At 38.7% G+C, this 24,269-nt stretch carries 19 protein-coding genes; 9 read left to right on the forward strand and 10 right to left on the reverse strand.

The features are described from left to right. Positions 1-8 precede the first annotated feature (8 nt). Entirely contained in the window at positions 9-524 is a 516-nt protein-coding gene (locus NYF15_RS01055; RefSeq protein WP_371352476.1) for a zf-TFIIB domain-containing protein, read from the reverse strand. A gap of 21 nt (positions 525-545) precedes the next feature. Further along, positions 546-1,133, reverse strand: a complete 588-nt coding sequence (locus NYF15_RS01060; protein WP_371352959.1) for a DUF4202 domain-containing protein — start codon at positions 1,131-1,133, stop codon at positions 546-548. Between the two features lie 279 nt (positions 1,134-1,412). Between NYF15_RS01060 and NYF15_RS01065 the strand changes: the two genes are divergently transcribed. Continuing rightward, positions 1,413-3,821, forward strand: a complete 2,409-nt coding sequence (locus NYF15_RS01065; protein ID WP_371352477.1) for an EAL domain-containing protein — start codon at positions 1,413-1,415, stop codon at positions 3,819-3,821. Here the strand turns inward: NYF15_RS01065 and NYF15_RS01070 are convergent. After that, positions 3,796-4,260: a TlpA family protein disulfide reductase gene (locus tag NYF15_RS01070; RefSeq protein WP_371352478.1), complete on the reverse strand. Its 465-nt coding sequence runs from the start codon at positions 4,258-4,260 to the stop codon at positions 3,796-3,798. The two genes, NYF15_RS01065 and NYF15_RS01070, sit on opposite strands and share 26 nt — an antisense overlap. A 151-nt stretch (positions 4,261-4,411) precedes the next feature. Between NYF15_RS01070 and NYF15_RS01075 the strand changes: the two genes are divergently transcribed. From NYF15_RS01075 to cueR, 3 genes are all read left to right on the forward strand, one after another. After that, positions 4,412-4,747, forward strand: a complete 336-nt coding sequence (locus NYF15_RS01075) for a zinc ribbon domain-containing protein YjdM (protein WP_371352479.1) — start codon at positions 4,412-4,414, stop codon at positions 4,745-4,747. Positions 4,748-5,065: 318 nt separating this feature from the next. Next, the gene (locus tag NYF15_RS01080) at positions 5,066-7,432 is read left to right on the forward strand and encodes a heavy metal translocating P-type ATPase (RefSeq protein WP_371352480.1); all 2,367 of its coding nucleotides are present in this window, start codon (positions 5,066-5,068) and stop codon (positions 7,430-7,432) included. Positions 7,433-7,444: 12 nt separating this feature from the next. After that, entirely contained in the window at positions 7,445-7,849 is a 405-nt protein-coding gene (cueR, locus tag NYF15_RS01085; protein ID WP_237119230.1) for a Cu(I)-responsive transcriptional regulator, read from the forward strand. Between the two features lie 79 nt (positions 7,850-7,928). On the opposite strand, the gene arsJ is transcribed toward cueR, so the two are convergent. From arsJ to NYF15_RS01105, 4 genes are all read right to left on the reverse strand, one after another. Further along, positions 7,929-9,137 carry an organoarsenical effux MFS transporter ArsJ gene (gene arsJ, locus NYF15_RS01090; protein ID WP_371352481.1) on the reverse strand — a complete coding sequence of 403 codons (1,209 nt, stop codon included), beginning with the start codon at positions 9,135-9,137 and terminating at the stop codon, positions 7,929-7,931. Positions 9,138-9,142: 5 nt separating this feature from the next. After that, positions 9,143-10,153, reverse strand: coding sequence for an ArsJ-associated glyceraldehyde-3-phosphate dehydrogenase (locus tag NYF15_RS01095; protein WP_371352482.1), 1,011 nt, complete (start codon positions 10,151-10,153; stop codon positions 9,143-9,145). A 76-nt stretch (positions 10,154-10,229) separates the two neighbouring features. Continuing rightward, entirely contained in the window at positions 10,230-10,994 is a 765-nt protein-coding gene (locus NYF15_RS01100) for a metalloregulator ArsR/SmtB family transcription factor (protein WP_371352483.1), read from the reverse strand. Positions 10,995-11,161: 167 nt separating this feature from the next. After that, positions 11,162-11,971 (reverse strand): sulfite exporter TauE/SafE family protein, encoded by an 810-nt coding sequence (locus NYF15_RS01105; protein ID WP_237119233.1) that lies wholly within the window; start codon positions 11,969-11,971, stop codon positions 11,162-11,164. A 377-nt stretch (positions 11,972-12,348) separates the two neighbouring features. On the opposite strand from NYF15_RS01105, the gene NYF15_RS01110 reads away from it, so the two are divergent. The 4 genes from NYF15_RS01110 to NYF15_RS01125 all read left to right on the forward strand — a co-directional run bounded on the left by NYF15_RS01110 (position 12,349) and on the right by NYF15_RS01125 (position 15,629). Then, a complete protein-coding gene (locus tag NYF15_RS01110) occupies positions 12,349-13,326 on the forward strand; it encodes a DUF1852 domain-containing protein (RefSeq protein ID WP_130151900.1) in 978 nt (325 codons plus the stop codon). An 11-nt stretch (positions 13,327-13,337) separates the two neighbouring features. After that, positions 13,338-14,366: a methionine synthase gene (locus NYF15_RS01115; protein ID WP_371352484.1), complete on the forward strand. Its 1,029-nt coding sequence runs from the start codon at positions 13,338-13,340 to the stop codon at positions 14,364-14,366. 267 nt (positions 14,367-14,633) lie between these two features. After that, positions 14,634-15,143 (forward strand): M23 family metallopeptidase, encoded by a 510-nt coding sequence (locus tag NYF15_RS01120; RefSeq protein WP_371352485.1) that lies wholly within the window; start codon positions 14,634-14,636, stop codon positions 15,141-15,143. A gap of 150 nt (positions 15,144-15,293) precedes the next feature. After that, on the forward strand, positions 15,294-15,629 hold the full coding sequence (locus tag NYF15_RS01125; RefSeq protein WP_130151903.1) for a hypothetical protein: 336 nt from the start codon (positions 15,294-15,296) through the stop codon (positions 15,627-15,629). A gap of 327 nt (positions 15,630-15,956) precedes the next feature. Here the strand turns inward: NYF15_RS01125 and NYF15_RS01130 are convergent, their stop codons facing one another. Further along, on the reverse strand, positions 15,957-17,105 hold the full coding sequence (locus NYF15_RS01130; RefSeq protein WP_130151904.1) for an MFS transporter: 1,149 nt from the start codon (positions 17,103-17,105) through the stop codon (positions 15,957-15,959). A 209-nt stretch (positions 17,106-17,314) separates the two neighbouring features. On the opposite strand from NYF15_RS01130, the gene NYF15_RS01135 reads away from it, so the two are divergent. Continuing rightward, positions 17,315-18,088 carry a DeoR/GlpR family DNA-binding transcription regulator gene (locus tag NYF15_RS01135; RefSeq protein ID WP_130151905.1) on the forward strand — a complete coding sequence of 258 codons (774 nt, stop codon included), beginning with the start codon at positions 17,315-17,317 and terminating at the stop codon, positions 18,086-18,088. A 439-nt stretch (positions 18,089-18,527) separates the two neighbouring features. On the opposite strand, the gene NYF15_RS01140 is transcribed toward NYF15_RS01135, so the two are convergent. Then, positions 18,528-22,001, reverse strand: coding sequence for an ATP-binding protein (locus tag NYF15_RS01140; protein WP_371352486.1), 3,474 nt, complete (start codon positions 21,999-22,001; stop codon positions 18,528-18,530). Between the two features lies 1 nt (position 22,002). Continuing rightward, complete coding sequence (locus tag NYF15_RS01145) at positions 22,003-24,261, reverse strand: ATP-binding protein (protein ID WP_371352487.1); 2,259 nt, start codon at positions 24,259-24,261, stop codon at positions 22,003-22,005. Positions 24,262-24,269: the final 8 nt, after the last annotated feature.

The following is a 24,269-nucleotide window of genomic DNA, read 5'->3' on the forward strand; positions in this document are numbered from 1 at the left end:
TAAAGTAATCACTCATTCAACAACGACAAATACGCAAGCTCTGCGAGCTTTTGCAGGTTTGAATTTTCACCGGCAGCAGACTTTTCTACATGAATATGATGACGCCGTTTTGGGATTTTAACTTGAATAAAGCCATTGTTATTTGCCATGTCGATACGCAGCATTTCACGCTCTTTTGGGGTTAGGTGATTCTCATGAATTTTTTCAAGTTCACCATTATCTAGCCAAATTGCAGCGCAGTTCGGACACTCATCAATTTCCACCACTTTGAGCGGCGTAAAAAAGCGCCGCATCATGACAACATCAGGACACTTAGGGCAATGGATCCGTTTTTTTAAATCTATTGACTCTAGTGGCAGAGTTTGTAAATGAGCCACCAGCACTTGTGCGGGCTTTAACCTTGGGTCGCTGAAATGAAAGATTTGTCGATTATCAAAAAACACACCGCCAGTTGGGGATAAATAAACCTTAATATCACCAATAGTTGTTTCTTCAAGCGCTACTTTTGTTCGCGGGCAATACATTTTACATCCTTGTTTGTTACTTTAGCTTAGTGCTTTTGTAATTAATGGTTTAAGCGGCTCTGGTAATTTAATGTTACCAGCGAGTACAAATTCATGTGCCTCGTCCGACATTTTTTGCCATGTTTTACGAATAATGCCCAGCCATTTTTGCTCATCGTAATCAGGTTTGCTACTTGCAAAATCAAGCATGTAATGTTCAATAAACACAAGACTTGCGATATCTTCAATGAGTTGGCTGTCGGGGTTACGTTTTATATTCTTTTTAGCGACTGCCGCATAGACACGCTCGCATTCACTTGACGAATAGCCTGCCTGTTGCATTAACGTTGTAACACGTTCAGCATGAAAATCATATAAAGCAGTACGCCATTGATAGTAGCCTTGTTTTCCTAATGGAAAATCACTTCGAGGAGAGCGCCAACGTTCAATGTGTTGTCCGTGGGCTGCGATACACATCAAGTCATCTGCCGATGGATTAAAACGCTGCAACATCTCACTCATACGCATCGCGTAGAGACTCTCTTTGGCATAGGGATTCCCATCTACAGTCACTTTATTAGGGTCTGCAGCATTCGCTTTATCTATGGCTTTAATCACACTTTGGTACATTGCTTTTACACTTCTAAATTTCAAGTTACTGTTTCTCGGTACAAATATTTGTACTTTAAACAGTAATAAACGTCCAATTTTATGCCTACTAACTAGACAATAAAACAACCCTAAACTAGTATTTTTAAGAGCCTGCTCAATACTTAAATTGCAATATTAATCGGGAATACGAACTCTTTGCGAAATAATAACAAATCCTCACTTAGTGTAATCTCTTTCATTCTAACTTTTTGCTTATTTTCGATTATTGCATTTAAAGTTTATCTCGACAGACAAGCAATGCATCGTATTGAGCAAGAGTCTGTTCTTGATAGTTATACAAGCGATTTAAAAACAAACCTAGAAACAGCATTGCTCGGCCCTTACTTAATTAGAGATGCGATGCGTGATAACAGCTATACCAAAACACAGTTTGAAACACTCGCCAAGCATATCCTTAAACATAGTGACGGTAGTCAAACCATTCAGCTCGCTCCAAATGGTGTTATTACTTATAGTTATCCGCTTGTTACACACGAAGGAGTCATTAACAGTAATTTGTTTGCTGTCCCTTCAATAAAACCCTCTTTAGAAAAAGCCATTCAAACTGAGCAAATGCAGCTTGATGGCCCAAAGCAACTCTCTCAAGGGGGAGCAGGATTAGTTGCCCGCTTACCTATATTCAACAAAGACTCTTTCTGGGGATTTAGTATTGTAGTGCTTCGCTTTCCTGAGTTTATTAATAAAATAAAATTAAAACATGTATCCCACTCCCATATTATCGAGGTGTGGCAAAACAACGATGGTAATTACATTCCTTTACTAGGAGAACATGCGTTTAATAATGCTAAATGGGAAACACGTTCACTACCGGTCAAAAATCAATTATGGGTTGTAGGGATAAAAGATGAATTTGCGTATCGTGCTTATGCTGAGATGGGCATTTTAACCTTTATTGTTTTAGTTTTTTCATCTTTAATAAGTTACTTAATTAGCATTACTTTTCGCCTGCGCGAACATGAAAAAAACTTAGAATCATTGCTAACAAAGCGAACCAATCAACTTTCTGAACAGGCTCTAGCCTTAAAACAAGCCCAAACACTGAGCGGTGTAGGCAGTTGGTACATTTCGCCTTACAGTGAATCGAGACACCTTTCTGCGCAAGCAACTAAATTATTTAAAACGAAGTCACCTAAGCAGCCAATCCAACAAGTATGCGACCAAATCGATAATACCTACAAAAATGCATTTCTTAATTTTATTAACGCTAAACCAGCCAGCCCCAGTGAGCTTGAGTACACAATAAAAATCAATGGTGAACAACGCTGGTTTCATGAGTATGCTGAATGGAATAACAAAACAAAAACCTTGGTGGGAACAGTAGAAGATATTAGTGCTGAAAAGCAAAAACAGCATGAACTGTATCAACAAGCTCATTTTGATCCCATAACGGGATTAGCAAACCGCCACTACAGCGAAAAATATATCACCAGCCTTTGCCCTAAAAACCAATACAACTCAGGTTTAACTCTAATTTGCCTAGAAATTAAAGGCTATAGGCAAATTGAAGACATGTACGGATATAAGGCGTCAAATGAACGACAAAAAGCCTTAGCCAATCGCTTAATTGAGTTTGCAGAGCAACACCAAGCATTCTGCTCTTCTATTAAATCAGGCTGCTTTATGCTCTTGCTAAAAGAAGGCGTTTTTGACGAAGAACTTGCGACTCTCATCGATGAACTACAACACCGTGTCGCAGGGCTGATTGAAACAGCGGGCACAGCTCATTTTTATCATTTTTATGTTGGCATAGGCTATCCGCACCTACAGAATTTAGATGCAGCAGAGCAAATTAACACAACGTTAATTGCCATGAATGAATGCCATCGACAGAAAAAAGCCTACACCATTTACAGTCAGTCTCTTAAAGACAAATTAATCGCACAAAGTGATTTAGAAAGTGACTTAAGGCATGCACTTTCAACCGATAAACAACTTAGTATGGTGTATCAACCCATTGTAAATACAAAAGATGGAAAACTGATAGGTTGCGAGGCACTTGTTCGCTGGCAACATCCTGTACGAGGTTTTGTATCTCCACAGGAGTTTATCGCCATTGCTGAGCAATCTGAGCTAATTAACCTCCTTTCACGCTGGATTGTCGCAAGAGTCGCAAAAGATTGCCACAGCCTTGTGGAGAACAATATCCATGTAAAAATGTCGATCAACTTATCACGCAAACAGTTTTCAGATGCGCACCTTGTTAATCGACTCACAAGTGAAAAAGCACAGCTATTTCCTGCTACACAAAAAATTAATTTAGAAATTACCGAATCAGCGCTATTTCAAAATACACAGTATGCCATTAGTTTAATGCATGAACTCAAGGCCGTTGGATTTGACTTATCACTTGATGACTTTGGCACTGGCTATTCATCACTCGCCTCAATTCAACAATTCCCATTAGATAATGTAAAAATAGACCGCGCCTTTATTTGTAACTGTGTTGAAAATCCACGCGATGGTTTATTTTTGCAGACCATGAGTGACTTAGCCCATCAATTGAATCTGACTATCACAGCTGAAGGGGTTGAGAGTTCAGAGCAGTGGGAGCTGGTCAGCGATAAAAGCATTGATTATGTGCAAGGGTATTTAATTTCAATGCCTTTACCGATTGAGGAGTTTATAAAATTTGACCCTGAATTGTGAGATCAACAGCAATACTTTGCTTTGGTTTCTCAACCATACGCACAAGCTCTTTTTCACCATCGCTGACAATGATGGTAGGCGTATAACGTACATCGAATTGCTTAGCCAGACCATTAGGGTCGAGTTTATCATAGCCTACCGCCACTAAACGCAGCGAATCTAACTGTACCTTTGCAGCATTGAGTAATTTTAAAAAGCGCGGTACTTCTCGTTTTGAGTCATGACACCAAGTACCCAAAAATACCAATACTTGCTTACCTTGCAGTGCTTTAATTTTTACAAGCTCTTCTTTGCTTGGCGAAAAGCTCTCATACTCTTTATTAAATGCAGGGTAATCTTTAAGTAAATCATCGGTGGTAATGTCTCCTCTGTGAGGGGCATCCGTTGCATAAACCATACTTGAAAATAACACTAACAAAGCAGCTAAAAATCGTATCATTATTATATTTCCCTTTCATAAAGCTGTATCACATTAACTTAGACAAAACTCGTTAATTTAATAAAATCAACGCTCATAAATGAGCAAACAATCGAATCCTTTTGCCAAAACGGTTAAACTACAAAGAATCAAATGATTAAGAGTGAAGTGTATGTCTTATCCTCCCTGCCCACAATGTAATTCGGAATATGTTTATCCGGAACAAAATAATCTTATCTGCCCAGAGTGTGCCCATGAATGGAATCCTGATACGGTCAATGAAGATGACATCATCAATGTAAAAGACGCTAACGGCACGTTATTGGCTGATGGCGACAAAGTAACCGTTGCAAAAGACTTAAAAATCAAAGGCAGTTCACAAGTCATTAAAATCGGCACAAAAGCGTTAATCCGCCGAGTGCTTGATAAAAAAGATCACGAACTCGACTGTAAACTTGATGGTGTCGGTGAAATGATGGTGACAGCTAAGTTCGTTAAAAAAGCCTAGTATTGAGCCAACCTTTTGCTCACTTAAAAGTGGCTCAATAGCCATATCAGAAAACTATTTGCTAAAGGCTAAGGACTAAGCTTGGCCTCTAACAAGTATTACAATTTCTAAAATTAGTAATCCCTTTGTTCTTTAGCTTATTTTATCAGCCTCTATTAAGCTTCATTAATTCAATCAGAAAACGTCAATATTGAAATAAATCAACATGTCATAAGCCATCGCCATGTTAAGGTAAATATATTCGCTGAAAAACTGTTTGACCTTCCCCTTGTGGTAAGGTTTAGCCTAGCACTATCTAATTATTTAGGAAGAACTATCATGGCAACGAATATACAGCTGATCATAAAAGGTATGTCCTGCGCTTCATGTGCAAACCGAATTGAAAAAGCATTAAACTCTGTTGCAGGTGTGACACAAGCGAACGTAAATTTCGCAACAGAAACAGCCAATATACAAGGCGATATGTTGTTTAGTGAGCTTCAAAAAGCAGTTAGTTCTGCAGGCTATGAAATAGAAACAACCGAGAAATCTTTCAAAGTCATAGGTATGACTTGCTCATCCTGTGCAGGCCGTGTAGAAAAAAGCTTATTAAATGTGCCTGGGGTGATCTCTGCTAATGTAAATTTAGCGACTGAACACGTTAACCTTGTTCTAGCCTCTTCCGTTTCCGATGAGAGTTTACAACTTGCTGTTGCTAACGCTGGCTATGAATTACTTATTAAAGATAAAGCCTTTAAAGCAGAGCATCAAAAAATAGAGCCTAGCTTTTTTAAAAAAGACAAATGGCCTGTTGTTGGCGCGGCAACTCTAACAATTCCATTAGTGATGCCTATGATAGGTATGCTATTTGGCGCTGATTGGATGTTACCTGCATTTTGGCAATGGCTATTAGCTACGCCTGTACAATTTTATTTTGGTGCGCGATTCTATAAAGCTGGCTGGCATGCACTCAAAGCACGCACGGGCAATATGGACTTACTAGTCTCGATTGGGACAAGTGCCGCGTATGGTTTGTCTTTATACACATGGCTCAGCTTTGAGGGCCATCACGGTGCACCTCATTTATATTTTGAAAGTAGCGCGGCCGTTCTTACTCTTGTACTGCTAGGTAAATATTTAGAAAAGCGCGCCAAAAAACGTACTACAGATGCATTACAAGCATTAGAAAATTTAAAACCGACATCTGCAACAGTATGGCGTGATAATCAGTGGCAAGCGATTAGCGCAGCTGAGCTTAAAAAAGATGACTTAGTCAAAGTTCTCCCCGGCGAGCGGATCCCCTCTGATGGCATCATATCCAAAGGCACTAGCCACGTTGATGAAGCTTTAATAAGTGGAGAAAGCATTCCACTTTATAAAGGGAGTGGCGATAAAGTAACGGGTGGTGCAGTAAATCTGGATGGCGTATTAGAGTTTAAAGCCTCAGCCGTAGGCGCTGAATCAACATTAGCCAAAATAATTAGTTTAGTAGAACAAGCACAAGGAGCTAAAGCTCCCGTTCAAGCCATGGTTGACAAAATCAGTAGTGTCTTTGTGCCAGTAGTACTAATTATTGCTCTGGTCACATTTTTAGTTTGGGGTGTGATTTTTAATGATTGGACGCAAGGCATTCTGCATGGCGTGGCTGTACTTGTTATAGCCTGTCCTTGTGCCTTAGGTTTAGCAACACCCGCAGCTATTATGGCAGGTACAGGCACCGCAGCACGTCATGGTATCTTAGTCAAAGATGCAATAGCGCTTGAGCAAGCCACAAAAATTAACTATGTAGTATTTGATAAAACAGGCACTTTAACTGAAGGAAAGCCTGAACTTATGCAAATAACGCCATTGCAAGGCACTGAAGAAAATACGCTAACTTTAGCCTACGCACTATCACAAAATAGTGAGCACCCACTATCGAAAGCCGTAGTTAACTATGCTGAAAATAATCAATTTAAACTTGAAGACGTTTCAGCGTTTTTAGTGGTTGCAGGTAAAGGTGTAAAAGCCAAAATAGGTGAGCAAGAGATATTGTTAGGCTCAGGTAACTGGATGCAAGAACTAGGGCTCACACTACCAACAGAACTGATTTCTATTCAAGGGGCGTCAGTTTCTTGGTTAGCAAAAAAGAGCAATGATAATGTTGAACTAATAGGGTTATTCTGTTTTGCTGACAAAGCTAAGCCTGAAGCAAAAAATGCGATAGAAAAGCTGCAAAGAGCAGGCGTAAAAGTTGCAATGCTGACTGGCGACTCAAAGGCAAGTGCTCAGTATATCGCCGAACAATTAAACCTTGATGATGTGCAAGCCGAGGTGTTACCACAAGGTAAAGCGAAGGCTATTGCTGAGTATCAGCAACAAGGTTATAAAGTTGCTATGGTAGGAGACGGTATAAATGACGCTCCTGCTCTTGCCAGTGCAGATCTTGGTATCGCCATGGCAACTGGCACTGAGGTTGCCGTGAGTGCTGCTGCCATCACTTTAATGCGTGGTAACCCAGAGCTAGTTTCATCGTCTTTAAAACTAGCTAATGCAACCTATCGAAATATTCAGCAAAACCTATTTTGGGCTTTTGCATTTAACACAATAGGAATACCTTTAGCCGCGCTTGGTTTTTTAAACCCTATTATCGCCGGTGCAGCAATGGCATGTAGCAGTGTATTTGTTGTAACTAATGCATTGAGATTACAACGAATGTCGCTTTAGTGAGGAAGTTAAATGTCCGAGTTGCTGACAATAGGTGAAGCCGCTAAAGCTAGCGGCTTAACAGCCAAAATGATCCGTCATTACGAAAAGTCGGGGTTGCTACAAAAGCCACCTCGCACCGAATCTGGCTACCGCCTATATAATACAGAACAAATTAATCAGTTAAGCTTTATTCATCAAGCCCGTAAGTTAGGCTTCTCTCTTAACGAAATTCATTCGCTTATTGAACTATGGCAAAATCCTGAACGCGAAAGCAGGGCTGTAAAACAGCTAGCAGAACAGCATTTACATGAAGTCTCCACCAAGATATCAGAGCTTCAGCATATACAAAAAATATTAACCACACTTGCAAAAAGCTGCCGCGGTGACAGCAGCCCAAATTGCAGTATTTTAAAGCAATTAGCAAAGCCGAAATAATTTATTGAAAGCGGCTTTCTTCAGGCTGTGTCTCTTTAGGCTAACTGAATGTAAATAGGCTATTCGTAACTATCACTCACTAAATTTGTTTTGGCAATTTAGTCGAAATAAATGCAGTAATAACAATAAATAACAGTGAGATAGCTAAACAGGCTTCTAAGCCATAAAGCTGAAATACTAAGCCCGACAACACAGTACCAATTAAGCGTCCCATGGCATTGGCCATATAGTAAAAACCGACATCCAGTGATACGCCATCGGCATCAGCCATGCTAACAATTAAGTAGCTGTGTAAAGATGAGTTAATCGCGAATAACACACCAAATAACATCAACCCGCCTATCAGCATTGGTTTTACAGCCCAGTCAAAGCCAATAGCAAGGGTAATGACTAAGGTGACTAAAGCAAGCAATGATGCCCACTTAACTGTTTCTGCACTTGGTGATGTTTGCTTATTAAGCTTAATGATTTTGGGAGCAAAAGATTGCACAGCCCCATAACCAATGACCCAACTAGCTAAGAAGGCACCCACGGTCCAGTGGTCCCAACCAAAGGCTTGCGATAAAAACACCGGTAGTGCAACTACAAACCAAACATCACGCGCACCAAACAAGAACAACCTTGCGGCTGACAAGATATTGATTGAACTGCTTTTTGAAAATATCTCGTTAAACTTAGGTTTGTTTTTGGCTTTGCCTAAATCATTTTTAAGTGCATAAAGACTAAAACACCACACCACCAGCAAAGTGGCAGCCATAGCAAGCATTGCGCCTTTAAACGACATTAATGTGAGAAGTAAGCCACCTAAAAAGAAGCCCACACCTTTTAAGGCGTTTTTAGAGCCCGTTAGTATCGCCACCCATTTAAACAAGGTGCCTTCTTGACCACTGGCAACCAGCATTTTAATTGAGCTTTTAGCACTCATTTTATTAAGATCTTTTGCAATACCCGACAGTGCTTGTGCCAACATCATATAAGCAACACTCAACCATTCAGGGGGGACTGCCAACATGAACAAGGCTGCAACCTGTATGGCAAGGCCAATGTTCATGGTTTTGTTTAAACCAAGCCTTGCGCCTAAATAGCCACCCACTAAGTTAGTGACAACACCAAAAATCTCATAAAACAAAAACAGCATGGCAATACTCAAAGGCGAGTAGCCAAGCGCATGAAAATGCAGTACTACCAACATTCTCAATGCGCCATCTGTTAGCGTAAATGCCCAGTAATTCCCGGTGACAATTAAGTACTGCTTTATATCAGCGGGAAGATTAGCCAAACGCGTCATTGCTTTTAACCTTGTAGTGATCGCGCAACTTTACGGGCAAGTTCGGCGGTGCGGTTTGCATAACCCCATTCGTTATCGTACCAAACATACAACTTAACTTGCGTCTCGTTCACAACCATGGTTGATAACGCATCAACAATGCTTGAGCGTGGGTCGGTTTTGTAATCGATAGAAACAAGTGGCTTTTCTTCATACCCTAAAATACCTTTTAGCTGGCCCTCTGCGGCTTCTTGCATCCACTGGTTAATTTGCTCTGCGGTGGTTGGCTTTTCAACTTCAAACACACAGTCAGTGATTGATGCATTTGCTAAAGGCACACGAACCGCGTGGCCGTTTAATTTGCCTTTGAGTTCAGGGAAAATATGTGTAATCGCTGTTGCTGAGCCGGTTGTAGTTGGAATTAAGCTCATGCCACATGCGCGAGCACGGCGTAAATCTTTATGCGGCGCATCTAAGATAGTTTGCGTATTAGTGATATCGTGAATAGTGGTCATTGAACCATGTTTGATACCAATTTTTTCTTGCAGTACTTTAACCACAGGTGCTAAACAGTTGGTAGTGCACGATGCTGCTGTAACAATATCGTGCTGCTGTACATCGTATAAATCATCATTTACACCCATCACTATATTCAGCACGCCGTCTTCTTTTACAGGGGCAGTGACAACAACTTTTTTCACACCTTGATCAAGATAGGCTTGCAGTAATTCGGTTTTTTTCATCACGCCAGAGGCTTCAATAACAATATCGCAACCAGACCAATCAGTGTCTGCAATTGCTTTATTTTGTGTGACGTTAATTTCGTGGCCATCGATGATCACAGCATTTTCGTTACTTTCAACCTCATGAGGCCAAATACCGTGTACCGAATCATATTTTAGTAAGTGAGCCAGTGTTGCTGCATCACCCGCAGGGTCATTAATTTGCACAAACTCAACGTCGTCCCATGCAAACGCTGCTCTAAGCGATAAACGACCCATACGGCCAAAACCATTAATGCCTACTTTAATTGCCATTGTTAAGCTCCTACTTTTTGAAATTGTCTAACTTGTTTTACAGGGTTTGTCGACAGTTAACAGCAAACCGCTTTGTTTAATTACAACAGCGAGCAACACGGGTTGGACGATCATCCCCCATCGCATTTAGCCTTGCTAACTCGTTTTCTATGAAATTTGGTTCGTTTACCACGGTCGAGGTAATTGTTTGTTTCATCCATATTGGTAAGGTCGGATTTAAAGAGTAAAACACCCACTGCTGGTGTTTTCTATCCGACAAAATGCCCTGCTTTTTCAGCTGCGCTAAATGCCTTGAAACCTTTGGTTGGCTTTGCTCATTAAGTGCCGTCATTAATTCACACACGCAAACCTCTTGCTCAACGGCGATAAGTAATAAGCTTTTTAAACGAATATCATCTGCAAGCGCTTTATAAAATGTGGTTGGCGAAATCGATGCTGGTTTTTCTTTCTTATGGGATTGCACAAACTGTTTAATTCGCTCATTGATCTCTTGCAAGGTTTTTTCGAATGCGTGAGGTTCGGAGCGAGTTTTAGGATCTGCAAAATCCCACGCAAGGCAGTGATTACCATCGACTCGATTGGCACATTCTTTTGCAGCGTCATCACATAAGGTAATGACATACTCAAAGTGTGCATGCAAAAACTCATTAATATGCTTTGAATAAAAACCATCGGTATTTAAACCAAAATGCGCTATTGCAGCCAAAGTGCGTTCATCAACTACTGATGGCTGAGTACCCGCACTGTGTACTTCAAACTTATCTTTACCATGATGTTTAAGTAGTGCTTCAGCCATAATTGAGCGTGCTGAGTTTTCTGTACAAAGGAATAGAATGTTCACGGCTCACTCCATAACAATTTTGTTATATAATATTTTTGTTATATCAATAGTGCAAGCACTATCTCCGTTTCTAAATAAATCGCTCCTACTGTAAATAAAAAAAGCAGCGTAGCTGCTGCTTCTTGAAAACATGAAAGTTTAACTTTCGATACTCGAATAGTATCGAATTAACGCAATAACATATTAATAGCCATAATGATTAAAAGCGCAGCAAACACTTTTTTAACTGTGGATACTGGCAAGTGATGCGTTGCTTTTGCACCTAATGGCGCGGTAAACCACGAAGTACACACAATACCGAACAAAGCTGGTAAATAAACAAAACCAGCAAAGCCCTCTTTTAACGTAAAGTACTGACTGCCCGAACTGATGTAACCCACTGAGCCAAATAGTGCAATAACAATACCGCACGCCGAGGCGCAGCCAATGGCTTTTTTCATATCGACCGAGAAAAACGTGAGTAACGGTACTAACACGGCACCACCACCAATGCCTATCATGGCAGATAAACCGCCTGTGATTGTTGTATAAAACGTTAAAAGCCCTTTATTCGGTAATGCGCGAGTTGTTTGGGCATTATTTTTACTGCCAAAAATCATTTTCAATGCAATAAGCACCACACTTACTGCAAAGACAATTCGTACCACATCTTGCGGTAATAATGCTGCTAAGAAGCCACTTATCAGTGCGCCTAATGCAACTCCTGTCATAACCCAAGGAGCTAATTGCCAAGGCACATTGCCATTTTTATGGTGAGCAATGGCTGATGATGTTGAAGTAAAAAGGATTGATGCGAGCGATGTTGCAATAGCCACCAGCACAACTTGTTCCGCTGGTAAAATCTGAAAATGCAGCAGTATCATACTTAATATCGGCACGATCACTAAGCCACCACCGATCCCCAAGAGCCCTGCCAAAAAGCCAACACCACTGCCGAGTATCGCGCAGGCTAGTATTAACACGATTAATTCATTCATTTTACTTGTCTTTGTTATTAGTTAGGGAGCTGAGTATAACAACTAAAAGCAGTACAAATGACTATGAAGCCAATGATAAGTGGTGAATATTACTCACGTTTTATATGAAAAAATTACAACACCGCTAAAAACATCTAGCCATCTAGACATTTAAAATTATTTTTCCATATATTATCCTCTCTTTGTTACTCAATAAACTAATCCCCCCATTTAGGTATGAATCAAATTCATGTTTTACCTGAAATAAAAACGTTTTTCTTCATGATAGTAAGCACGTATAAATTCATTACCGCTGCAGAGCAACCTAAGGTTAACGACCTAGCAATTAAAGGAAGGTGAGCAGCAATCATTTATCTCAGGACATTAGGTACATTGCCATGAAACACAATTTCTCATTTACAATTAAGAGTATTCGTCTTGACGAAAATTACCATCCGTCAAACAGCACCCGTATTACCACTAACTTCGCTAACCTAGCACGTGGCGAAAGTCGCCAGCAGAACTTACGTAATGCATTAAAAATGATAGATAACCGTTTCAATGCACTGGCAAATTGGGATAATCCACAAGGCAACCGCTATTCTGTTGAGCTTGAAATTGTCTCAGTTGATTTAGATATTGCAGGCAGTGGTGAAGCGTTTCCTTCAATTGAAGTTTTAAAGACCAACATCATTGACCATAAAACCAATGAACGTATTGAGGGAATTGTTGGTAACAACTTCTCATCATATGTCCGTGATTATGATTTTAGTGTGTTATTACTTGATCACAATAAAAGCAGAGAAGAATTTAGTATTCCAGATAACTTTGGCGATCTACACGGTAAGTTATTTAAATACTTTATTGATTCAGAAACGTATAAACAGCACTTCAAAAAGCCTCCGGTTATTTGCCTAAGCGTTTCTGACAATAAAACATATCACCGTACTGAAAATCACCACCCTGTTTTAGGTGTCGAGTATCAACCTAATGAATCGTCACTCACAGAACAGTATTTCAAAAAGATGGGCTTACAAGTTCGTTACTTTATGCCACCAAACAGCGTTGCACCTTTAGCATTCTATTTCTTTGGTGACTTATTGAATGATTACACTAATTTAGAGCTAATCAGCACAATCAGTACCATGGAAACATTCCAAAAGATTTATCGACCGGAGATCTATAACGCAAACGCCGTAGCGGGTAGCAAGTATCAACCAAATTTACGAAATGCCGATCACTCTATCACACAGATAGTTTATGACCGCGAAGAACGCAGCCAACTTGCCATTGCTCAAGGTAAGTTTACTGAACAGCACTTTATTAAGCCTTATCAATCAGTTTTGGAACAGTGGTCGGCTAACTACGCGATTTAATGAGAGTTAACATGAAAAAAATATTACCAACATCGACAGCGGGCAGCTTACCAAAACCTTCTTGGCTCGCTGAACCCGAAACTCTATGGTCGCCATGGAAGTTACAAGGTGCAGAGCTTATTGATGGCAAACAAGATGCACTACGTGTAGCCCTGCAAGAGCAACAACAGGCTGGCGTTGATATTGTCAGCGACGGTGAGCAAACACGCCAACACTTTGTAACCACCTTTATTGAACATTTGAATGGTGTTGACTTTGAAAACCGTAAAACAGTCACTATTCGCAATCGCTACGAAGCAAGTGTGCCAAGCGTCGCTGGGCCAGTATCACGCAGCAAGTCAGTGTTTGTTGAAGACGCTAAATTTTTACGTTCACAAACCAAACAACCAATAAAATGGGCACTGCCAGGCCCTATGACCATGATAGACACCTTGTATGACGCGCACTATCAAAGCCGAGAAAAGCTGGCATGGGAATTTGCCAAAATACTCAATCAAGAAGCCAAAGAGCTCGAAGCCGCGGGCGTTGATATTATCCAATTTGATGAGCCTGCGTTTAATGTATTTTTTGATGATGTAAATGACTGGGGCATTAAGTGCCTAGAAAGAGCAATCGAAGGGCTAAACTGCGAAACAGCCGTACACATTTGCTACGGCTATGGCATCAAAGCAAATACAGATTGGAAACAAACGCTTGGGAATGAATGGCGTCAATACGAAGAAGTGTTTCCAAAACTACAAAAATCGAATATCGATATTATTTCGCTGGAGTGTCACAACTCTCGCGTACCTATTGAACTGCTTGAACTTATTCGCGGTAAAAAAGTAATGGTTGGTGCAATTGATGTGGCAACCACTGATATTGAAACACCCGATGAGGTGGCCGCAACGTTGCGCGAAGCTCTCAAATATGTCGACGCTGACAAGCTTTACCCCTGCACCAACTGCGGTATGGCACCACTTTCAAGAGATGTAGCTACGGCTAAACTAAGTGCACTTAGTCAAGGTGCTGAAATCGTAAGAGCTGAATTAGGCGCGTAGTTAATAAGCTCGCTCCCCACGTTATTATTTAATCTACACATTAATCGATTCATTAAAAGTGCTTCATCATACCTTGAAGCACTTTCTTCCCTTTTACGGCTCACGCTTTAAACTAAAGATAAAATTCACTCTAAAGTACATAAAATTCCCTCCTCATTATGAGCCGGAGTGTTCCAAACAACAGGTGGCGTTGTTTTGTATTGTTTTTTAGACTATTAATGAGTTTAATGGGTCAGCTTTAATTAAAAATATGTCATGGATAAGACAATGAAATACATAAAATATAGTTTCCTTACTTTAGGCTTGATAATCTTAATTGGTATGTTGATACCAGAAAAAACCATTATTCCTGTTAAAGGTGCGACACCGAATGATTGGAACCATGAAACTTTTTGGTTCGAGCCTTGGGGTTCTTCTGTTGTACATAAAGGTATCGATATATTTGGCAAGAAGGGAACCACCGTTTCAGCTGCAAGCTCTGGTATTGTTGTTTTTTCGGGTCATTTCAGCAAGGGTGGTAAGGCAATTGCTATTTTAGGGCCAAAGTGGCGTATTCATTACTTTTCTCACCTAGATAGCCTTTCAGTCGCGAGTGGGAGCCTTGTTAAAATAGGCGATACCATCGGCACATTAGGTAATTCAGGTAACGCGATTGGTAAACCGTCACACGTTCACTATTCAATTTTATCTCTGTTACCACTTCCTTGGTTAATGACAAATGAAACCCAAGGATGGAAGAAGATGTTCTATCTAAACCCTCATGAAAAACTACTGTAAAGAGCTGAATTAATTACTCCTTCTACTATTTTATTAACCCTCATTCAGAGAGGGTTAACTAAAAATCTGCAAAATAGCGTTGGCTAGATTTATTATTCTTTGCTAGATTTTAGTTGTACCCAATGGATGGGCAAATATTGAGGGATTAATATGAATGAGTTCGATATTTTCATTAAAAATATAGTCATGGATTACATTCGAGACCATGGTACTTGCAGTGATATTTGTGAAGAAAATGAACAGCTAACCTTCTACGTTGACATAGAAAACCCTGATAACGTCATCTCACATCAGCAGTTTAAAGTCACCTACCCTATTACTTACTCAATTCAGTCAGCTATTAAACATGAAGTTGATTTACTGAGGTATTTAGACTCTGGCGAAATAAGAACACCGTTTACAACCGATATCGTCGAAGTACTTAAATCGGAACTCGAGTCGTTCATGTATAGCAATAAACCTAAAGGTGAATACCAGATTTATTGATGGGTTTGTTTTGATACAAAGATAGTTATTCGTGTATTAAGCACGCCTTAGGTACTTGTTGCATATGCACCTAACAATGATCTTCCCCTGAACAACTAGACATCTTTCAGTTTGGACAGAGAGTAAACGAATATAAGAGTTTGTTGTGATCTTAGATGGCTCATAAGCGACCTTAACCTATTAGCTCTAAATCGTTAAAGGGCAAAAGTCGAGTTATATTTAAAACCCGTTGATGGACATAAACGTGCTAGCTCAAAGCCTATCTGCTTACTCTCAACCAGCCAATTTAGACTTAAATTGACTGAAGTTTAAATTATTAGAGATAACTTAAACGCGAGAAACTTTTACGAAAAAGGAAAGCATAGTTGCTGTAGTAATTAAAATTGCAATTACAACTAACGCAGCTGCAAGTGATGTGAAGTGTGCAATTTGTCCCACGCTTGCAGGCCCCATTAATACACCAACATAGCCAAGTGTAGTCACCGCTGGAATTGCTGTTGCCTGTGACATATAGGTTTGCTTACCTGCCGCTGAAAACATTATAGGGACAACATTGGCACAGCCGATTCCCATAAGCACATAACCAAATAGCGCAAGGTAAAAGTTCATAGATGCAATAGCTATTAGAAGCCCAAGGCTTGCTGTTAAGCCGCTAATAGTAAGTACGACTCTTTGTCCAAAATGAGTAATAATTCGATCACCAAACAATCTACCTAATGTCATTGTGATTGAGAAGCTGAATATCCCCAAAGCTGCCATTCCATTAGATGCATTCTGGTAATCCATCAAATAAATACCACTCCAATCTAGAACGGTTCCTTCGGCTAAAAACATCGCAAAACAAATAACACCTATCAATACAACAGGCCCTTTTGGTAAAGCAAATGCAGGTCCTTCAGTTTGGCTTGCAAACGGTAGCAAATCCCCCCTAGCAATCAGAAAACATAGTAAAACAACCAAAGCCATCGCCAAACAAATTTCGATTGCAGAGAAAGTTGCAATCAACAGCACAGCAACAGCACCAGCTCCAACAATGCCACCTAAGCTATAAAAGCCATGAAAACCAGACATTAATGGCATTTTCGAACGCTCTTCAACTAAAACAGCTTGAATATTCATTACACAATCAGTTGTACCTATAGATAGACCAAAAAGAACGAGTAAAACAGCTAAACTAACAACACTATTGACTAAGGCGAAAATAGGTAAGCAAACAACAATCAATATGCCTGAGACTTGCAAGATTCGCTTACAACCATATTTAGTAGCGAGCGCCCCAGAAATTGGCATTGCGAATATTGCACCTGCGCCAAGACATAATAACAAAAAGCCTAAAGTACTCTCATCTATACCTATACGTGTTTTTATAATAGGGATAAGTGAGGCCCATGTTGCAGTGGCTAAGCCTGCACACAAAAACAGTAATCTTGTAGCTAAAACTTCTCGCTTATTGAATGGACATATTTTTAACGACATTGCATAAACCTTTCATAAAACATCACAATCGAGCAGACTGTTCAAAAATTTTAAGTTAAATATAGCCTAATGATTACAGCAAACGACTTGCATGAGGTTATAACGCTGCGGAGTAATCTACTGCTATTACTTAATAAATCATAAAATTGCTAAAAGAAGCACTCAATGCTACATTAATATCACCAATCAATGCTCAATTATGATTTATTATGCTCGATTATGCTTCATTCCCAAATCAGAGGCAAGCACTGATCAAAGATCATTTACAACAAACAGGCCGAGTTGTGTGCGTTCAACTTGCCAAACAACTCAATGTTTCAGAGCACACGATCCGTCGAGATTTACAGGAATTGGCGAATCAAGGTGTATGTAAAAAAGTTTACGGTGGTGCCGTTATTAATGCGAAAAATGATGGTAGTTTAGTCCAGCGATTAGACTTAAATGATGATCGTAAACAGATCTTAGCAAAGGCTTGTATCCCTTATTTTAAAGAAAAAGCATTCATCTTTATTGACTCCGGTAGCACAAATTTAGCTATCGCAAAGATGATCCCACAACACCTTGAATTAACTGTTGTAACACATACACCATCGGTCGCCATTGCATTACAATCTCATGAGTATTGTGATGTTGTTTTGTTGGGAGGAAAAATAAGTAAGCAACAGGGAGCTGCAATTGGAACGACCTCACTTAAACAACTACAAACTATGCACTTTGATTTAGCTATTTTAGGGGCTTGCGCAATCGATTTGGAAGTCGGTGTTTCTGCTTTTGATATTGAAGATGCTCAATTTAAACAAGCTATTGTGAAACAAAGTAATAATGTGCTAATTGCAGTAACTGAAGAAAAACTGTCTTCCGTTGCAAGACACAAAGTGACAGATTTAGATTCAATCTCAGTACTAATCACTGAAGAAAAAGTAAGAGAAGAAAAGCTCGCCGAATTTAGAAAATTAGAATTACAACTTGTGTTTGCTTCGTAGTCAAATTCCTTCTTTTTTAAAGTGCCTGAATGGCTATACTGTGTAGCTTAATGGACATTCTCTTAATGAAAAACAATTATTAGTATCAACCTGAACAACAATACATTATTTCTCAACTCTTGTTGCACTCATTGAAAGTTTAAAATAGGGTTGGTAAAGAAACTATCAAAGTGAGGGTATATTAAAGAAAGGTCATTTCTCATCAAAAGAGTTTGATATCAAAGCAGCTCTCTGAATTACAACTACAATCGTAATCATCCTTTCAATCTATACACATCAAGGCTTACGTTAAAGCATTTTGGGATAAAGGCGAGCTATATTTATAACTCGTCGATGGACAAAAATGAGTTAGAGCCAACGGGCGGCTCAATACAATTTCATAAGGTGGTAACGCTCTTATTAGATATTAGACCTCGCCTCTTTTAGGCTTAAGCTGAGTTTACTTGTTAGAAGTTGTACTTTTTTTAACATCCTCTACTAACCTAGGTATCATTTGTTCAACAGAGGCTAGCTGAGTGCCGATATCCAAATTACCTTTCTCTGCTATCACCTCGATATCAGAGAATAACTCTCTTAACTTATTAGCGCTGATTTCACCACACATCCCTTTTAACGCATGCGCTATTTGACGAACTTCTTCACTATTCCCTTGTTTGTGTTGCTCTATTAGTTCCTGCACTTTAATAGGTGCTTTAACAACAAACACTTCACAAATTTTGTTTAGTAAAACTTCTTTATTTAATAATCGTGTGAGGGCTTGTTCACGGTCCCACAGCTTTTCTTCTTTGAGTTCATTTACAGCAATAGGAATTGCTTTAGATTGCCCCTCGTAGCTTGATAACGACCATTTGACGACCTTTTCTAATACTTTTACTACCTCAATTGGCTTACTCACATAATCACTCATCCCCACAGCTAAGCATTTTTCCTTTTCACCTGCAATCGCGCTTGCGGTCATAGCAATGATAGGAATATCAATAAACGACTCTCCTGCTTTTCCTGTGCGTATTTTTTCACACACTTGATAACCATCTAAAATTGGCATTTGGCAATCCATCAGTATGCAGTTTATTTGCTTCTCATTTGTGTTGAAATGATTTAAAAGTTCAATTGCATCTTGTCCATTACTTGCTGTTAAAATATTTATAGGCAGCTCATCTAATGCGCCTTTAGCAACTTCAATGTTGATTTCATTATCGTCGACAATCAATACTGTACAATCTTTTAATTGCTCAGTGACATCATCTGTAACTTCAAAGGTACTGGTTTCAGAAAGTAGATATAATGGCTCACATTTCGGCACTTCGTAGCCAGCAACTTGCACCAGCTCTGTTTGGGTTATAGGCTTTGTGATTTGAGAAACTTTTGATGCAATACCTTTAGGGAGTGGGTTTCCTGGTTGATGAAGTGTTATAAACTGAGTACTTTGTTTATTTTCGCTTAAAACTTCAATGATTGAACCTATGTTATTAGTTGTATCATCTTCATAGTCTAAGAACACGTAATCAAAAGCTTTGTTTTTATGTGCACCAAGCTCCGCCATAGAGCATGTGTTGACAATACCACCTAGCAAACTAATTGTCTTATCCAAGACTTCCCAAATATTCTGATTACTGCTCGCCACCAAAATAGCTTTATTCTCGTAGCATTTTTCAGTAACTTGAAAGTTCTCTCCATTGCAGCGAACTTTAATATTGAAGGTGAAAGTACTGCCCTGATTTAAAGTTGAACTGACAGAAATGTCTCCATCCATTAATTGACATAATTGTTTACAAATAGACAAGCCAAGTCCGCTCCCCCCAAACTTTTCTGATATTGCCGTACTTGCCTGCTGAAACGCATCAAATAATTGTCCTTGCGTACTAGGCGCTATCCCTATTCCCGTATCTTGGACCTTTACTTTTAAATCATGTAACTTTTCCGATATGCGCTCAGAACTAACAGTGACTTTTATATAGCCTTTGTCAGTAAATTTTATCGCGTTACTGATTAAGTTATTTAAAATTTGGCTGAGTCTGAGCGGATCTGTTTTAATATTCTCACAGTTTAAGTCACTGGTATCTAAATATACATTTAACCCTTTATCAAAGGCTCGAATAGCACTTGATTCAACTAGTCTTTCAATTAGTAGTTGTAGATTGATTGTTTTAAGATTTAGATCCAGTTTACCTGCTTCAATCTTAGATAAATCAAGTATGTCATTAATTAATAGATTTAAATTTGATGCACTTAGATCCATCATTTCAACAAGGTTTCGTGATTTATCAGACAACTCTTCTCGTTTTAAAATATTTAAAGTGCCAATGACCCCATTCAATGGAGTTCGAAGCTCATGGCTTATGTTCGATATAAATGCGCTTTTAATATCGCTATGCTTGATCGCATCATCTTTAGCCTCTGCAAGTGCCTGAGTACGCTTTCTAACTTTCGCTTCTAGCTCTGTATTTAATCGTTTTACTTTTATTTCAGCTTCTTTTTCTTTTGTTATATCTCTAATAATTAAAGCAAGTCCAATTAAAGTACTTTGTTCAGAAAATACGGGACTAACAGATATCGCAAAATGAAACGTTGTTTCGCCAAATTGTTCGGAGAATTCATCTTTAATTTGTGATTTTGAGCTTTGTATATCATTAATGTAGGTCTGGGTGGGTAATTTTGAGAGAAACTCAATGTCTATTGCTGATTTCCCTAATGCTGTCACTTTAGAAATTGATAACAAACGCTCCGCTGTATTATTTATACTTGTTAACTCACCCTCTAGATTTAACCCAACGATTGCATCGATTGACCCATCAACTATTGCAGATGCTTCTCTGCGAGCTTCCGCTAATAACTGGCTCCTCGTTGCATTTCTATAAAACATTATAAGTAATATGGAAGTGAAAACACCAATAGCCGCTAGGAAGCCATAAGTGATTTCACGTTTCTCATTAACTAACATTTCTACGTATTTTTCAGGTACTAAAAGATTAAAGTTAATATATCCATATTTATTCCTAGGTCTTGTTTTCACTTTTGTAGAATGTACATAAAACTGCAAGTTAGGGTTAAGTTTTGATGTTACCGTGTAGAGCCCTTGATATTGAACTTTCTGACTATAAACTTTTTCCCACGTTAGGTCTGGGTTTAAATCTCGTGAAAATTGATAGTCTTCTACAGGATGGTAAATAAAGTCACCTTCAGAGCTACTAATAATTAAATCAGAGTAGTTAAAAACGGTTCGTTTAAGATTATCAATGAGTGCATTAGCATTTACATTCATAATTAAAAATGCATACCGCTTTCCTTTATCACTAAAGATGGGAATAGAAAAACGTAACATTGGCTGGTAAGGAAAAACCACTTCACCAAATTCTTTATTTAAAGTAAGTGGCGACATGTAAATTTGATTCGTTTCAAGCTGAGAGCTTGGTAAAAAGTATAGCTCACCGCTTTTAGCCTGCAATGAGTAATCAGGCACAGCCTCTACAGATGCGCCTACTCTTTGCACGCGTATTAACTCTCTACCCTCGGCAGTAACAGCAATAACACGAAGTTGCTCAACAGCGAGGTTATTTTCCATAAAACCAATAAATATGGTTTCTAGACGCTCTTTCCACTGGTTGTATGTAGTACCATCGTATGGATCAATTCCATCATTAAATTCAGCTCTTGGTAATCCCGATATAGGGGGGGTTGAGTATAAAAAGCGGAGATCTGATTTTGACTCAGCAATTGAACTAGTTACTATTTCTTTTAAGCGCTCTTGTGTCTCAGTAAACTCTTGATCAATTGACCCTAAAACATCACTTTTAACGTGTCCTTCAAAAAAATAAACTGCAAATAAGGCAAAAATAAAAAACACAAAGGAAACTATTGTTAAAAATACCTTCGAACCAACTAAACTTGCACCACCTTTATTATAAATATCCATACTATGTCCGCTTAATATTTGTTCTACACCACTTTAGCAAGATAGACCTCAAAGCGTCATACTCGAGTGGCTTTGCGATATAATCATCCATTCCGGCATCAAAACAGCGCTGCTTATCTGCACTTAATACATTAGCAGTTAAAGCAATAATTGGTGTATGTTTGAAAGCAGAAAACTCTCTAATTTTTACAGTGGCTTGCGGACCATCTAATACTGGCATTTGCATATCCATAAAGATAATATCAAATACACCTAGTTCACATTGTTCAACAGCTTCCTGACCATTGTTTGCCATATTTATAGAGGTAATATTAAATTCATTGAGCATCGCTTCAATCACTATCTGATTAATGTCATTATCTTCAACAACAAGCGCATTAATATTCGATAAATCTATATCTTTTTTAGGTGTAGTTAATGAAGCATCTTTATGATCTAAGTCCATTGAAGATAGTGTGCGCTTTGCTAACAGAGAAAAATAAAAATGAGACCCTTCTCCTAGTGCACTTTCGACTTGTAGAGGTGCTTCCATCAAATCTAATAATTTATTTGATATAGTGAGGCCCAACCCTGTACCACCAAAACGTCTTGTAATAGACGTATCTGCCTGAGAAAATGCTTCAAATAGTGTATTCAAGTGTTCACTTGCAATCCCGATCCCTGTGTCTGATACATTAAACGTAAGCTTTACTTCATCAAACCCAATCTCTTGTATGTTTACAGTTAACGAAACGCTTCCTCTCTCTGTGAACTTAACAGCGTTACCCAGTAAATTTATCAATACCTGCTTTAAGCGCGTTTCATCGGCCAAAAAAGTCAGTTTTTCAACTTCCGGAGTTGTAGAGATATAAAGCTGAATATTCTTACTAGCAGCTTGCTCCTGAAATAGGTGTTTTAGCTCCTCTAAAAGATAGCTTAAATCTACTGGTTCAGACTCAAGTTCAATTTTTGAAGCCTCAATTTTACTCAAATCAAGAATGTCGTTAATAATCACTAATAAGCTAGCACCTGAAGACTGTATGAGGTGTAGCATTTTGCTTTGTTCTTGTGTGAGTGTCGTGCGGCTCATCTGGCGAGCCATGCCTAAAATACCATTCATCGGTGTTCTAATTTCATGGCTCATATTTGCTAAAAACTCTGACTTAACTTTTGTTGTATGCTCAGCACTTTGCTTCGCTTCAGATAGGTCTTTACTTAGCTCTCTAAACTTATTAGCTGCCTTGGCTAAAATACCAATTTCGTCTTTTCTTTTTAAATCATAAATTTGTGCTTCCAAATCTCCGTCTAAGAAATGTGTGAAGCTATTTGTTAAGCGTTTAATCGCACGTATAATTTGCAAGTGAAAGAATGCTGATAGAGAGACAATGTAAATAACAACTATCAAAGCAAGTACATTTAAAATGCTTTCTGTCATTGAAACCGTCTTTTGAGCATCCCGTTTTATTTGTTTTAGTTGCGTTAACGAATCTTCCCTTAAGCTATTCGCAAGCGTACTAAATTCAATTGCATCTCCAGCCATTACTACATTTACTAAGCTTAAATAGTTTCGATTAGCCTGAACACTTTTTGAAAAAGTATTTCGATAGCTATTAGACAAATCGATCATATTTTTAAATTTAGATTTATCTGCAACGTTTTTAGATAGCGAGTTCAGTATTTTTTCAACTTCAGCTCTTTTGGCATAATCTTTTTTTGTTAAAAATTGATAAGCATCACGATGCAGCATATGCCATAGATTAAGGTACTCTGTAACAAACAACTTCTCATTTGTATCAGTAGCCTTTGCTTTTAAATTTTCAAGAAGTGAAATTGCGTTCAAATAAATTTGCGGTAATTCTTTTTCAATTAAGTCATTCCGTCGTGTAAAGCGAAATGTCAGTACTTTTAAGTTAGCGCCATAACGACTTACAAGCTCCGTCATACCATCAAGATGAATTTGAATACTTTCCGAGCCTTTTATTACATTAATTTCAGCTAATCGCTTTTCAATACTTTCAAAATTTTCCATGATTTTTTTAAAAACGGGTGCACTACCTGATGCACCATAAACTGAGATATCCCTTTGCATCTCAACAATATCTTTATTAATTTTTAAAATATCTACAGCATAGTTGCCAATCTTACCGATGTTATTAAAAGAGTCCTCAATCGTTTTAAGCCTTTGATTCATAATCAAATAACTCGCGCTCATAGCGACTAAGACAAGCACCATTGCTAGCGACATTTTGACAGCAAGAGATTTTGAAAAAAAACTTAACAATTTACTTC

Origin of the sequence: Pseudoalteromonas sp. 68 DY56-GL68 (assembly GCF_041414825.1) — a bacterium.
In the GTDB taxonomy this organism is placed as follows: domain Bacteria; phylum Pseudomonadota; class Gammaproteobacteria; order Enterobacterales; family Alteromonadaceae; genus Pseudoalteromonas.

What these genes read in the sequence shown, in the direction of transcription:
- NYF15_RS01125 (WP_130151903.1), top strand. Translation starts at nt 15,294, where the DNA reads ATGAATGAGTTCGATATTTTCATTAAAAATATAGTCATGGATTACATT.
- NYF15_RS01110 (WP_130151900.1), top strand. Translation starts at nt 12,349, where the DNA reads ATGAAACACAATTTCTCATTTACAATTAAGAGTATTCGTCTTGACGAA.
- NYF15_RS01075 (WP_371352479.1), top strand. Translation starts at nt 4,412, where the DNA reads ATGTCTTATCCTCCCTGCCCACAATGTAATTCGGAATATGTTTATCCG.
- NYF15_RS01070 (WP_371352478.1), bottom strand. Translation starts at nt 4,260, where the DNA reads ATGATACGATTTTTAGCTGCTTTGTTAGTGTTATTTTCAAGTATGGTT.
- NYF15_RS01060 (WP_371352959.1), bottom strand. Translation starts at nt 1,133, where the DNA reads ATGTACCAAAGTGTGATTAAAGCCATAGATAAAGCGAATGCTGCAGAC.
- NYF15_RS01115 (WP_371352484.1), top strand. Translation starts at nt 13,338, where the DNA reads ATGAAAAAAATATTACCAACATCGACAGCGGGCAGCTTACCAAAACCT.
- NYF15_RS01055 (WP_371352476.1), bottom strand. Translation starts at nt 524, where the DNA reads ATGTATTGCCCGCGAACAAAAGTAGCGCTTGAAGAAACAACTATTGGT.
- NYF15_RS01080 (WP_371352480.1), top strand. Translation starts at nt 5,066, where the DNA reads ATGGCAACGAATATACAGCTGATCATAAAAGGTATGTCCTGCGCTTCA.
- cueR (WP_237119230.1), top strand. Translation starts at nt 7,445, where the DNA reads ATGTCCGAGTTGCTGACAATAGGTGAAGCCGCTAAAGCTAGCGGCTTA.
- NYF15_RS01135 (WP_130151905.1), top strand. Translation starts at nt 17,315, where the DNA reads ATGCTCGATTATGCTTCATTCCCAAATCAGAGGCAAGCACTGATCAAA.
- NYF15_RS01120 (WP_371352485.1), top strand. Translation starts at nt 14,634, where the DNA reads ATGAAATACATAAAATATAGTTTCCTTACTTTAGGCTTGATAATCTTA.
- NYF15_RS01095 (WP_371352482.1), bottom strand. Translation starts at nt 10,153, where the DNA reads ATGGCAATTAAAGTAGGCATTAATGGTTTTGGCCGTATGGGTCGTTTA.
- NYF15_RS01105 (WP_237119233.1), bottom strand. Translation starts at nt 11,971, where the DNA reads ATGAATGAATTAATCGTGTTAATACTAGCCTGCGCGATACTCGGCAGT.
- NYF15_RS01140 (WP_371352486.1), bottom strand. Translation starts at nt 22,001, where the DNA reads ATGGATATTTATAATAAAGGTGGTGCAAGTTTAGTTGGTTCGAAGGTA.
- arsJ (WP_371352481.1), bottom strand. Translation starts at nt 9,137, where the DNA reads ATGACGCGTTTGGCTAATCTTCCCGCTGATATAAAGCAGTACTTAATT.
- NYF15_RS01065 (WP_371352477.1), top strand. Translation starts at nt 1,413, where the DNA reads ATGCATCGTATTGAGCAAGAGTCTGTTCTTGATAGTTATACAAGCGAT.
- NYF15_RS01130 (WP_130151904.1), bottom strand. Translation starts at nt 17,105, where the DNA reads ATGTCGTTAAAAATATGTCCATTCAATAAGCGAGAAGTTTTAGCTACA.